This window comes from Pseudomonas sp. 2835, from assembly GCF_050435905.1.
Classification (GTDB): Bacteria; Pseudomonadota; Gammaproteobacteria; order Pseudomonadales; family Pseudomonadaceae; genus Aquipseudomonas.
Map to the genome: position 1 here is coordinate 24,132 of NZ_JBNDLE010000021.1, position 13,664 is coordinate 37,795.

At 66.2% G+C, this 13,664-nt stretch carries 2 protein-coding genes; one reads left to right on the top strand and one right to left on the bottom strand.

Annotation, left to right across the window (positions count from 1 at the left end; genetic code table 11):
- Nucleotides 1-67: 67 nt before the first annotated feature.
- Nucleotides 68-547, top strand: coding sequence for a YkgB family protein (locus tag ABIE20_RS23090; protein WP_429507557.1), 480 nt, complete (start codon nucleotides 68-70; stop codon nucleotides 545-547).
- Nucleotides 548-551: 4 nt separating this feature from the next.
- On the opposite strand, the gene ABIE20_RS23095 is transcribed toward ABIE20_RS23090, so the two are convergent.
- A complete protein-coding gene (locus ABIE20_RS23095; protein WP_429507559.1) occupies nucleotides 552-13,514 on the bottom strand; it encodes a non-ribosomal peptide synthetase in 12,963 nt (4,320 codons plus the stop codon).
- Between the last annotated feature and the right edge of the window lie 150 nt (nucleotides 13,515-13,664).

A 13,664-nucleotide genomic window follows, 5' to 3' on the forward strand; every position in this document is an offset into this window, starting at 1 on the left:
TGATGTAACAACAGGGCGGTCACGGCGTCTTGAGGATACCTGCCTCATCCCACTACAGGACCTCGCCATGACCCGCCCTGCCTACCTTGATCGTTTCATCCGTTCCTCCCTCGACATCCAGCTGCTGCGTTGGAGCCTGATCCTGATTTTCTTCGGCTTTGGCTATGCCAAGTGGTTCGATTACGAAGCCCAGGCCCTGATCCCGCTGATCGACAACAGCCCGCTGCTGTACTGGTTGCACCTGGCCTTCGGCATCCACGGCGCCAGCTATGCGCTGGGCGTTGCGGAATGGGCGATCGGCGCGGCGCTGCTCGCCGGCATCTGGCAACCACGCCTGGCGGTGATCGGCGCACTGGGCTCGGTGCTCACCTACGCCACCACCCTGACCCTGATCGTTACCACTCCAGGCGGCTGGGAGAACAGCGCCGGCGGCTTTCCGGCCATGGGCGGGGCAACGTCCTTCCTGATCAAGGACGCCGTACTGCTGGCCGCCTCAGTCGCCTTGCTCAAGCACGACCTGCAGCGCAGCAGCCCCACCACGGCCTGAAGCCCTACAGCGCTTCCAGCTCGGCCATCAGGTCACTGAGCCGGTCGACCTTGTCGTCGCTCAGCTCACTGGCCTTCAGACTCTCGACATAGGTCGCCAGCTCCTCGACCGTGCTGCACTCGAACATCGCCCGCAGCGGGACGTTCAGTTGCAGCACCTTTTGCACCCGCGAGGCGATCTGGGTGGCCAGCAGCGAATGCCCGCCCAACTCGAAGAAGTTGTCGCGCACCCCGACCCGCTCGACCTTGAGCACCTCGGCCCAGATCCCGGCCAGGGTACTCTCCAGTTCGCTGCGCGGCGCCAGGTAGGCCTGGCTGTGCTGGGCGCCGATGTCGATGGCCGGCAAGGCCTTGCGGTCGAGCTTGCCGTTGGCATTGAGCGGCAGTTGCTGGAGCCAGGCCCAGTGCAGCGGCACCATGTACTCCGGCAACTCGGCACGCAGGCGCTGCTTGATTTGCTCCAGCAGCACGCTGGTATCGACACCCGCAGTGCTGGCCACCAGATAGCCGACCAGATGCTTGCCATTGACCCCGTCCTGCACGCCGACCGCCGCATCGCGAATCTCGCTTTGCTCATGCAGGCGCGCTTCGATCTCGCCCAGCTCGATGCGGTAGCCGCGGATCTTCACCTGATGGTCGATACGCCCGACGTATTCGAGCACGCCGTCGATGCGCCGGCGCGCCAGGTCGCCGGTGCGATACAGACGCTCACCCGGCGCTCCGAAAGGATGCGGGATGAAGGCTTGCGCAGTGCGCACCGGGTCGCCGACATAGCCACGGCCGACGCCGGTGCCGGCAACGCACAACTCACCGACGGCGCCTAGCGGCACCAGTTGCTGATCGTCGCCAATCAGGTACAGACGGTTGTTGTCGGTCGGCGTACCGATCGGCAGGTAGCTGCCCCGGGTCGAGGCAGCATCGACGCGGAAGAACGCCACGTCATCCGAGCACTCGGCCGGGCCATAGGCATTCACCAGGCCAACCTGCGGGTAGCGCTGCAGCCATTGCGAGGCCAGTTCCGGCGGCATCGCCTCACCGGTCGGCAACATCCAGCGCAAGCCATCGAGCTGTTGCTGCTCGCTGGCCAGCATGCCCTGGATCAGCGACGGCACGCTTTCCAGTACGGTAATGCCGGTTGCCTGCACGTGGGCCAGCAACCCCTGCGGGTCGTGGGCAATGGCGTTCGGCACAATGGCCACCTGGGCACCGAACAACGGCGCGGCAAGGAACTGCCAGACCGAGATATCGAAGCTTTGCGAGGCGGTCTGGGCAATCACGTCCTGCTCGTCCAGTTGCAGGTACGGCACCTTGCTCAGCTGGTTGTTGAGCATGCCGCGCTGCTCGACCATCACCCCCTTGGGCAGGCCGGTGGAGCCTGAGGTGTAGATTACATAGGCGAGGTTGTCCGGCCCGCTGTAGATACCCGGGTTGCCGTCCGGACCGGCGGCCGCCTGGATCTGCTCCCAGACCAGCAACTTCGGCCGCCCGGCACAGCTGAGCTCGTCAAGCAGGGCTCGGCCCTGCTCGGCACAGGCTGCGCTGCACACCAGCACCGGAGTACGGCTCAGCTCGATGATCCGCTGCAGGCGTGCACCGGGCAGGCCCGGGTCCAGCGGCAGGTAGCCGGCGCCGGCCTTGAAGCTGCCGACGATCATGCCCAGCAGCGGCAAGTCGCGTTCGGCCAGCAGGGCCACAGGCTGGTCGATTGCAACACCGGCGGCCACCAGCGCATGGCCCAGGCGGTTGGCCTGGCGGTTGAGCTCGACGTAACTCAGCGAGTGTTCCAGGCAGCGCGCGGCAGTGCGTTGCGGATGCGCGGCGACCCGCGCCTCAAACAGTTCGACGTAGCTTTGCTCAAGGCTGTAGGCCTGCTCGCTGCGGTTGCAGTCGTCGAGCAAGAAGCTGCGCTCGGCTTCACCGAGCAACGGCAACTCACTGACCTCGCCCTGGAAGCCGTCGGCCAGGGCCAGCAGCAGGCGCTTGAACTCGGCCAGCAAGCGCTCGACCGTGGCAGTGTCGAAGTAGCGCTGGTCGAACGACAAGTGCAGGCCCAGATCATCGCCCGGATAGCAGACGGCGGTTAACGGGAAGTTGGTGTGGGTGCGCCCGGAATCGGAACTGGCGTTGAGGCTCTGCGCTCGGTCAAGCACGGCAACCTCCACCGGCGCGTTCTCGAACACGAACAGGCTGTCGAACAGCGGCTGGCCCTTGGGCAGTTCGCTGCATTCCTGGATGCTCACCAGCGGCAGGTATTCATACTCGCGCAGTTCCATGTTGCGCTCCAGCAGGCCTTGCAGCCACTGGCGCACGCTGCAGCGCTCGCCCGCAGCCGGCAGCTGCACCCGCAGGGCGATGCTGTTGATGAACAGCCCGACCGTGCGCTGCATCTGCGGCATGCTCACCGGCCGGCCGGCCACGGTAACGCCGAAGACCACGTCGCGTTCACCGCTGTAACGGCTCAGCACCAGCGCCCAGGCAGCTTGGGCAAAAGTGTTGATGGTCAACTGATGGGCCTGGGCCAGCTCGCGCAAGCGGGCGCCATCGGCGACATCGAGGCGCGTGTAGCAATCACCGACGACCATCCCGGCATTTTCCACCGCATGGTCACGCAGCAATGGCCGGTCAGTGGGCACTGCGGTGCTGCGTTCGAAACCTTCGAGGTTGTTGCGCCACCACTGACGCGCCTCATCCAGGTCCTGATGCTGCAGCCAGCTGATGTAGTCGCGGTAGCGCGGCGGCACCGGCAGTTGCGCCTGACGGCCCTCGCCCAGGGCCAGGTAGATCTCGAAGAAGTCATTCATCAGCAGCGAACGGCACCAGGCATCGATGAGGATGTGGTGGTTGCTCATCATGAACCAGTAGCGGTCCTCACCCACCCGCACCAGGCGTAGCTGGAACGGCGCCTGCCGGAGTAAGTCGAAACCGGCTTCGCGCTCCTGCTTGTGCAGTGCTTGCAGGCGCGCTTCCTGTTCGGCTTCAGGGATGGCTGACCAGTCCTGATAGTCGACCGGTGTCGCCCCGGGCTTGTGGATGATCTGCAGCATGGCCTCGCCGGCGTTCCAGCAGAACGAGGCGCGCAAGGCTTCGTGACGGCCGACCACCGCTTGCCAGGCCTGGGCAAAGCGCTGCGGGTCCAGCGCGCTGTTGATCCGGTAGCGGTCCTGCATGTAGTAGATGCCGGTGCCCGGCTCCAGCAGGGTATGCAGCAGCAGGCCCTCCTGCATCGGCGTCAGCGGATAGACGTCCTCGATTTGTGCAGCGGCGACCGGCAAGGCATCGATCTGCTCCTGGCTCAGTTGCGCCAGCGGGAAGTCCGAGGGTGTGAAGCTGCCGTTGCCCGGGGCCAGGCAATGCTCGATCAGGGCGATCAGTTCGAGCCGGTAGGCCTCGACCAGGGTTTCGATGGTCTGCTGGTCGTAGCGCTCACGGCTGAAGGTCCAGCGCAACTGCAACTCACCTCCGTAAACCTGGCCATCAACGCTCAGCCAGTTGGGCAGCGGCGCCTCCAGCGCATGGGCAAGCCCGACGCTTTCATCCACCGGCTGGTACAGCGCGCCGGCCTGGAACTGCTGGTCGAACTGTCCCAGGTAGTTGAAGGTGATACGCGCCTGGGGCAACGCTGCCATGGCTTCGCGCACCGGCGCATCGGCCAGGTAGCGCAGCACACCGTAGCCCAGGCCCTTGTGCGGCACCGAGCGCAATTGCTCCTTGATGGCCTTGATCGAAGCGCCCTGCCCGGCGGCTTCTTCGACGTTATGCGGGCGCAGGCTCAGCGGATAGGCGCTGGTGAACCAGCCGACACTGCGGGTCAGGTCCATGTTCTCGAACAGGTTCTCGCGACCGTGGCCTTCCAGTTGCACCAGCACCGAGCTGTCGCCGCTCCAGCGGCATAGCACGCGAGCCAGGGCGGTCAGCAGCAGGTCGTTGACCTGGGTGCGATAGGCCGTGGGCGCTTCCTGCAGCAGTTGCCGGGTATGGGTCGCGTCCAGCCGGACGCTGAGGGTCTGGGCCTGCTGGTGCAGGTTCGCCCCTTGCGGGTGATCGCAAGGCAATTCGCGGCTGGCGCTGCTCAGTTGCGCTTGCCACCAGCCTTGCTCCTCACGCAGCGAATCGCTGCCGGCATAGGCCTGCAGGCGCACCGCCCAGTCGCTCATGGCGCGCGTCTTGGCCGCCAGCGGCTGGCCGCGGTACAGCGCTTGCAGATCTTCCAGCAGCACCCGCCACGACACGCCGTCGACCACCAGGTGATGGATGGCCAGCAACAGGCGCTGGCCGCCCTCGCCGTCTTCGACCAGCAAGGCGCGCAGCAGCGGCCCGTCTGCCAGGTCGAGGCTGCGCTGGACATCGCTGTACAGCGCCTGGCAGTCGCCCAAGTCGGCTACCGAAGCCTGCCAGAGCAACTCGCGCTGGTCGGCCTGGGCGTATTCGCCGTGCCACTGACCGCCTGCCTGAGTGAAGCGCAAGCGCAGGGCATCATGCTGTTGCAGCAACTGCTGCAACGCCTGCTCCAGGGTCTTGCCGTGCAAACGCTCGGCCGGCGCCAGCAGTACCGCCTGGTTCCAATGCTGGGGCTGCGGCACATCGCTGTCGAAGAACCAGTGCTGGATCGGCGTCAACGCCGCGCGGCCGCTCAGCGGGCCCTGGTCGATCTGGCTGGTTTCGCTGCGGCTGACCACGGTCGCCAGGGTCTGGATGGTCTGGTGCTGGAACAGGTCGCGCGGGGTGAAGTGCAACCCCGCCTGGCGCCCACGGCTGACCACCTGGATCGACAGGATCGAGTCGCCGCCCAGTTCGAAGAAGTTGTCCTGCAGGCCGACCTGCTGCACGTTCAATACTTCGCGCCAGATCGTCGCCAGTTGCTGCTCCAGCTCGCTGCGCGGCGCTTCATAACGCTGGCGGCCCTGCTCCAGGTCCGGCGCCGGCAAGGCGCGGCGGTCGAGCTTGCCATTGCCCATCAGCGGCATCTGCTCAAGCAGTACCAGGTGAGTCGGCACCATGTAGTCCGGCAGGTGCAGGCGCAGTTGCGCCTTCAGTGCATCACGCAACGCGGCCTGTTCGGCGGCATCCGCCAGGGCCTGGTCGCAGACGAGATAACCCGCCAGTTGCTTGCCACCGGGCATATCCAGGGCCAGCACCACGGCCTCGCGCACCGCCGGGTGTTCGAGCAGGCGGGTTTCGATCTCGCCCAGCTCGATACGAAAGCCACGAATCTTCACCTGATGGTCGATACGCCCGACATACTCCACCAGCCCGTCAGCACGCTGGCGCACCAGGTCGCCGGTACGGTACAGGCGCCCGCCACTGGCGCTGAACGGGTCAGCGACAAAACGCTCGGCGCTCAAGCCCGGGCGCTCGTGGTAACCCTGGGCCAGGCCCGCGCCACCGACGTACAGCTCGCCAATGCCACCTTGCGGCAACAGGGCCAGGTCGGCATCGAGGATGTACGCCGTGCGCGCACCGACCACACTGCCGATCGGCACGCTGCCGGCGCCGGCTTCAAGTTGCTCGGGCGCAAGGCTCGCCAGGGGCATGACCACGGTTTCGGTCGGGCCATAGGCGTTGAAGAACTGCTGCGGGGCGAAGGCCTGGCGAATGCGCTGCAGGTGCTCGCCGGTCAGTGCTTCACCGCCAGTGATCACCAGGCGCACCGGCAGGTCTTCGTTGCGGCTGGCCAGCCATTGCGCCAGTTGGCTGCCGTAGCTTGGGGTAAAGCCGAGGACCGACACCTGCTGCTCGCGGATCAGCGTGCAGATTTCTTCCGCATCCCACTGCCCCTGGGCACGCAGGACGACCCGCGCGCCACAGAGCAGCGGCACCAGCAGGCGCTCGGTGGCTGCGTCGAAATTGATCGAATAAAAATGCAGCTCGCAATCGTCGCTGCGCATGCCGAAGCGCTCGATCACCGCCTGGCAGTGCATGGCGATTTCGCCATGGCTGACCACCACGCCTTTGGGCTTGCCGGTGGAGCCGGAGGTGTAGATCAGGTAGGCCTGATGGGCCGGCAGGGTCAGCGACGGCAAAGCTTCGCGGCTATACGCGGCGAGGCCTTCACGGTCGTCTTCCAGGCACCAGCGGCCGACCTTGACCGGCAACTCGCCGAGGGCTTCGAACAGCGTACGCTGGCCCAGCAGCAGGGCGATACCGCTGTCCTCGATCATGTAGTGCAGGCGCTCCAGCGGGTATTGCGGGTCGAGCGGCACATAGGCGCCGCCGGCCTTGAGGATCGCCAGCAAGCCCACCACCAGTTCCAGCGAACGCTCCAGGGCCAGGCCGACACGCACCTGCGGGCCGACGCCGCGCTCGCGCAGCACCCGGGCCAACTGGTTAGCGCGGGCATCGAGCTCGGCATAGCTCAGATGCTCACCGGCAAAGGTCAGAGCCAGGGCCTCAGGCTGGCGCGCAGCTTGCTCGCTGAACAGCTGCTGAAGAGTCTGATCCAGCGCCAGGCTGTTGTCGCCCTTGAGCGAGTCGCACAATGCCTGTTGCTCTGCCCCCGCCAGCAACGGCAACTCGCCCAGGCGCTGCTCGGGATCACCCAGCAGCGCCACCAGCAGATTCTGCCAGTGGCCGGCCATTTGTGCGATGCGCGGCGCGTCGAACAGGTCGCGGCTGTAAGTCAGGCAGCAACCCAGGCGGCGGTCGAGGTCGGTGACTTCCAGGTTGAGGTCGAACTTGGTCGCGCGGGCGTCGTTGACCAGGTACTCGACCTGCATGCCGGCCAGCTCCCGGCTTTGCTGGAACTCCCAGCGCTGGACGTTGCACATCACCTGGAACAGCGGGTTGTAGGCACTGCTGCGGGGCGGCTGCAGGGCCTCGACCAATTGATCGAAAGGCAGGTCCTGATGGGACTGGCCATCGATCACAGTCTGGCGTACCTGCTCGATCAGCTCGCCGACGCGCATCTGCCCGTTGAGCTGGCAACGCAGCACCTGGGTGTTGAGGAAGGCGCCGATCAGGCCTTCGCTTTCCGGACGAATGCGGTTGGCCACCGGCGCACCAATGCGCAGGTCGCTCTGGCCGCTGTAGCGGTACAGCAGCGCCGCCAGGGTGGCGGTCATGGTCATGAACAAAGTCAGGCCGCGCTCGGCATTGAAGGCGCGCACTCGCGCTGCCAGCTCCGGGCTCAGGTCGAAACGATAGAGCTCGCCACGGTGGCTTTGCACCGCCGGACGCGGGCGGTCGGCAGGCAGTTCCAGCACCGGGTGCTCATCGCCCAGCTTGGCCCGCCAGTAGTCGAGCTGGCGCTGGCGCTCGCCGTTTTCCAGCCACTGGCGCTGCCAGACGCTGTAGTCCAGGTACTGCACCGGCAAGGGTTGCAATGGCGACTCGCGCTCGTCGACAAAGGCCTCGTACAACTCGCCCAGTTCGCGGGCAAAGATGTCCATGGCCCAGCCTTCGGTAACGATATGGTGCAAGGTCAGGACGAAGTAGTGCTCACGCTCGCCGGCCTTGACCAGGCAGGCGCGCAGCAGCGGCCCGCGCTCCAGGTCAAACGGCTGGTGCGCCTGCTCATCGGCAAAGGCCTGCAAGCGTTGCTGACGATCCGCCACGCTGTTACTGGAGAAATCAAGCCAGCTCATCTGCAGGTTGCTGTCTTCAGCGACGCACTGATACGGCACGCCGTCGATGCTCGGGAAGGTGGTGCGCAGGGTTTCGTGGCGCACGATCAGCGCCTGCAACGCCTGCTCGAAACGGCTGACATCCAGCACCCCGCTCAGGCGCGCCATGCCGCCGACGTTATAGGCCGGACTGTCGGGCTCCATCTGCCAGAGGAACCACATGCGCTGCTGGGAGTAGGACAGCGGCACCGCCTGGCGACGGTCGATGCGCTGGATCTCGCCCTGCAGGTTGCGCGCGCCACGGTGCTGGATCGCCTCGACCGCAGCGGCAAAGGCACCCAGCTCGCTGGCCTCGAACAGCGTGCGCAGCGGCAACTCGACGTTGCAGGCCTGGCGGGTGCGGGAAATGATCTGGGTGGCCAGCAACGAATGACCGCCGAGGGCAAAGAAGTCATCCTGCAGACCGACCCGCTGGATACCCAGCACCTCGCGCCAGATTGCGGCGATCTGTTGCTGCAGGGCACTGCCCGGCTCGATGTGCTCACGCGATTGCCAGTGCGGCTCGGGCAATGCCTTGCGCTCGATCTTGCCGCTGGGGCCCAGCGGCATCTGCGCCAGGTGCACCAGTTGCGCCGGCACCATGTAGGCGGGCAACTGCATCGCCAGTGCTGCCAGCAATTGCGTGCTTGCCTCAACACCGCTGTAGTAACCGACCAGTTGCGCGCCGGCGGCGGTGTCGCGAATCATCACCAGCGCCTGCTCGACGCCGGGCTGTTTAAGCAGGCAAGCCTCGACCTCTTCGGGCTCGACCCGAAAGCCGCGCAGCTTGACCTGCTGATCAAGGCGCCCCAGGTACTCCAGCGCCCCCAGGTCAGCCAGCCAGCGCGCCCGGTCACCACTACGATACAGGCGCTGGCCGTCGCCATCGGGCTGCGGCACGAAACGTTCGGCGGTAAGCCCCGCCCGCCCCAGGTAACCCCGGGCCAGGCCCGCGCCCCCCAGGTACAACTCACCCGGCACGCCGGGCGGCGTCAATTCAAGCTCATCATCGAGCACCCGGCACAGCACGTTGGCCAGCGGCCGGCCGATCGGCGAGCGCGTGCCGTCGGCATCGCTGCACTGCCAGTGGGTAACGTTGATGGCGGTTTCGGTCGGGCCGTAACGGTTATGCAGGGCCACCTGCGGCAGCACCTGCAGCACCCGCTCACGCAGGTTCGCCGACAGCGCTTCGCCGCCGCAGAACACCCGGCGCAGGCTGCTGCACTGCGCGGCCAGCGGCTCCTGGACAAACACCTGGAGCAAGGCCGGGACGAAATGCAAGGTGGTCACGCCATGCTCGCGCACCAGCTCGGCGATGCGTTGCGGGTCGCGATGCTCGCCTGGGCCGGCCAGCAACAGTTGGCAACCGTTAACCAGCGGCCAGAAGCACTCCCACACCGACACGTCGAAGCTGATCGGCGCCTTCTGCATCAGCACGTCGCTGTCGTTAAGTTGATAGCGGTCCTGCATCCACTGCAGGCGTTCGGCCAGCGCGGCGTGGGTATTACCGACGCCTTTGGGCTGACCGGTGGAGCCGGAGGTGTAGATCACATAGGCAAGGTTATCGCCGTGCAGGTGCAGGCCCGGTGACTGGCACGGCCAGCTGTCGAGCTTGAGGCGGTCCATGGCGATGGCGCTGACGTCCGCTGGCAGGCTCAGGCGTTCGAGCACGTCGCTGTGGCTCAGCAGCAGGCTGGCACCGCTGTCGGCGAGCATGTAGGCCAGGCGCTCGGCCGGGTAATCGACGTCCAGCGGCACATAGGCACCACCGGCCTTGAGGATGGCCAGCAGGCCGATCAGCAGTTGCGGCGATCGCTCGGCGGCGATGGCCACGCACACATCCGGGCCGACCCCCTTGTCGCGCAGGTAATGGGCCAGGCGGTTGGCCTGCTGGTGCAGGCTGGCGTAATCGAGGCTGCCGCCCTGCCACACCAGGGCGGTGCGTTCCGGGGTCTGGCGGGCTTGTTCGTTGAGCTGTTCGACCAGCCACTGTTGTGCCGGCGCTGCTGACGCCTGGCCCCAGGCATGCAATTGCTCGCGGCCGTCGGCATCAAGCAGTTGCACCGCGCCGATGGCAACCTGCGGTTGCGCGCAGACCTGCTCCAGCAAGCCGACCAGCTGTGCGCTGATACGTGCAACGGTCGCGGCATCGAACAGCTCGACGGCGTAGTCGAACGACAGGGTCAGGCGGCCCTGATGGTCTTCTTCACTGTGCAGTTGCAGGTCGAACTTGGCTTCACGGCTGTGCCACGGCAGCTCGTCGGCCAGCAACCCCGGAAGCCGGCGCAAGGCGCCGAGGTCGCGCTGCTGATGGTTGAACATGACCTGGAACAGGCCCTGTTCGCGGGCTTGCGGGAAGGCTTCGAGCAGTTGTTCGAACGGCAGGTCCTGATGCGCCTGGGCCTCCAGGGTGCTCACGCGCACCTGGGCCAGCAGCTGGTTGAACGGCAGGCGTGAATCAAGCGCTGCGCGCAGTACCTGGGTGTTGATGAAAAAGCCCACCAGGCCTTGGGTTTCCAGACGCGGACGGTTGGCGTTGGGCACCCCGACACGGATGTCGGTCTGCCCGCTGTAGCGGTGCAGCAGGCTCTGCAAACCTGCCAGCAAAACCATGAACAGCGTCGCGTCATGAGCACGGGCAAGGCTGCGCAAAGCTTCGGCCAAGGTCGGCTGCAGGCGCACGCTCAGGCGCGCGGCGGCGTTGCTTTGGCGATTGGCACGCGGGCGGTCGGTGGCCAGGTCCAGCACGCTGTGCTGCTCGCCGAGGCGGGCTTTCCAGTACGCCAGTTGCCGCGCGCTTTCACCCTCGGCCAGCCACTGGCGTTGCCAGCTGCCGTAGTCGGCATAGCCCAGGCTCAAGGCCGGCAACTGGGCCGGTCGGCCCTGGCAATGGGCAGCGTACAGGCGCGAGAATTCGTCGATGAGGATGTTCATCGACCAGCCGTCGGCGATGATGTGGTGCAGGGTCACCCACAGCTGATGGTCTTCGCTGTCCAGCCGCACCAGGGTCACGCGCAGCAGCGGGCCCTGTTGCAGGTCGAAGGGCTGCAGGGCTTCGGCTTCACGCTGCGCCAGCACCGCGTGCGCGCTGGCGCCAGTCAGGTCCAGGCGCTGCAGGTTAAACGCCTGGCTCGCCAGGATGCGCTGCAGGGCCTGGCCGTCCTCTTCGGCGAACACCGTGCGCAAGGCTTCGTGACGCACGACCAGGGCCTGGAAGCTGCTCTGCAGCGCCCCCTCGTCCAGCTCGCCACGCAGGCGCAGGGCACCGGGAATGTTGTATGCCGCACTGTGCGGCTCCAGTAGCCAGGTCAGCCACAGGCGGTTTTGTGCCAGCGACTGCGGCAGGGCCTGCGCGCGGTCGAGGCGGCAAATGGCGCCACGGACGACACCGCCATCGTTTTGCAGCGCCGCCACTGCTGCGCTGAAGTCGGCCAGGGTCGGCGCCTCGAACAGCACCCGCACACCCAGCTCGAGGCCCAGCTCATCCGCCAGCCGCGCGCAGGCCTGGGTGGCAGCGATGGAGTTGCCGCCAAGCAGGAAGAAGTGGTCGTCAGCGGCTACCTGCTCAAGGCTCAGCAGCTCGCACCACAGGCGGGCAATCCGGGCTTGCAGGCCGGTCGCCGAAGCATCCTGACTGGCTGCCAGTTGTGCTTGCTGATCGGGAAAACGCGCATAGCAGTCGAGGCTGGCGTCATCCATGCGCAAACGGCAGGCCGAGCGCTGCAGTTTGCCGCTGGAGGTTTTCGGCAAGGCGCCAGGGTTGAGCAGCAACACCACCGCTGGCGCCTGCTGGCAGGCATCGGCGATTACCTGGCGCAGGGTCTTGATCAGGCTCGCCGGGGTGACGATTTTCTGTACGTTGCGGCTGATCTCGACGGCTACGCCGATGCCCTCCTCGCCGCGGTCATCGACCGCAAACACCGCCACCCGGCCTTTGCGCAGCACCTCGACTTCACGCTCCAGGGTCTTTTCCAGGTCCTGCGGGTAGAGGTTGTGCCCGCGTACGATCAACAGGTCCTTGAGCCGACCGGTGACGAACAGCTCGCCATCGCGCAAAAAGCCCAGGTCGCCGGTGCGCAGCCAGGTGCGCCCGCCCTGCTCGACGAAGGTGCGCGCCGACGCTTCGGGGTTGCGCCAGTAACCCTTGGCGATGCTCGGGCCAGCGGCCCAGATTTCACCGACCTGGTTGTCGGCCAGCAACGTCAGGCGCTGCGGCTCGACGATCTGCACGGCATGCCTGGGCTGGCTGCGCCCGCAACTCATCTGCACCGTGCCCTGGCCCGTTTCGGCGCTGTTGCGCGCCAGCGCCTGGCTATCCAGCTCCAGCGCGCCAATGCCTTGCCCGCGGGTGCTGCCGCTGACGAACAAGGTGGCTTCGGCCAGGCCGTAACTGGCAAAGAAGTTTTCCGGCACAAAACCGCAGGCCGCAAACTTGTCGGCGAATGCCTGCAGGCTGTCCTGGCGGATCGGTTCGGAGCCGGAATACGCCACCCGCCATTTACTCAGGTCGAGGCTGGCCATTGCCGCGGCGCTGACCCGTTCGCTGCACAGCCGATAGGCAAAATCCGGCCCGCCACTGATGGTGCCGCCATGATCGCTGATCGCCTGCAACCAGCGCTGCGGACGGGCGAGGAAATACGCCGGGGCCATCAGCACGCACGGCACGCCACTGAAGATCGGTTGCAGCAGGCCGCCGATCAGGCCCATGTCGTGGTACAGCGGCAGCCAGCTGACAATGACGTCGTCGGGGTTCACATCAATGCCGAAACCCTGGCGGATCAGCACTTCGTTGGCCACCAGGTTGCCATGGCTGACCTGCACGCCCTTGGGCAATGCGGTGGAACCGGAGGTGTACTGCAGGAAGGCGATGTCGTCGCTTTGCAGGGGCGGCCCCTGCCAGGTGTCAGCCTGGTCCGCCGCCAGGGTATCGACCGCCAGCAGTTGGGGCGCGCCAGGTTCGGCCAGCACCTCGAGAGCCTGCAGGCTGTCATGCAAGGCACTGATGGTTAGCAGCAGGCGCGGCTCGGCATCGTCGATGATCGACAGCAGGCGTTCCTGGTGGTGACGGCGCGATGACTCTGGCGGATAGGCCGGCACGGCGATCACCCCGGCATACAGGCAGCCAAAGAACGCCGCGACGTAATCCGGGCCGCTGGGGAACAGCAAGATCGCCCGGTCCCCCACTTCGGTGCGCGCCTGCAAGGCGGCGGCAATGGTCCGCGCGCGCTGGTCGAGGTCGCGATAGGAAAGCACGGCTTCATCGCGCGGGTCTTCAGCCAGAAAGCGCAGGGCAACCCGGTCAGGGCTAAGCGCTGCGCGTTGGGCCAATGCCTGGACCAGCGTAACCGGGAGTTCGAAGGCGTCCGTCATGGGGGTTCCTGCCAGAGTCTGTACGTGAAATCAGGTCTCGGTTGGCGCGCCGGGCATGCTTGCAGGCAGCGAAGTGCGCCTTGCCAGAGCCGAGGATGTACAGAGTGGAACGGATAGCCGAGGCAAATAATTAAGCCGCCGGCACAGCGC

What these genes read in the sequence shown, in the direction of transcription:
- ABIE20_RS23090 (WP_429507557.1), top strand. Translation starts at nt 68, where the DNA reads ATGACCCGCCCTGCCTACCTTGATCGTTTCATCCGTTCCTCCCTCGAC.
- ABIE20_RS23095 (WP_429507559.1), bottom strand. Translation starts at nt 13,514, where the DNA reads ATGACGGACGCCTTCGAACTCCCGGTTACGCTGGTCCAGGCATTGGCC.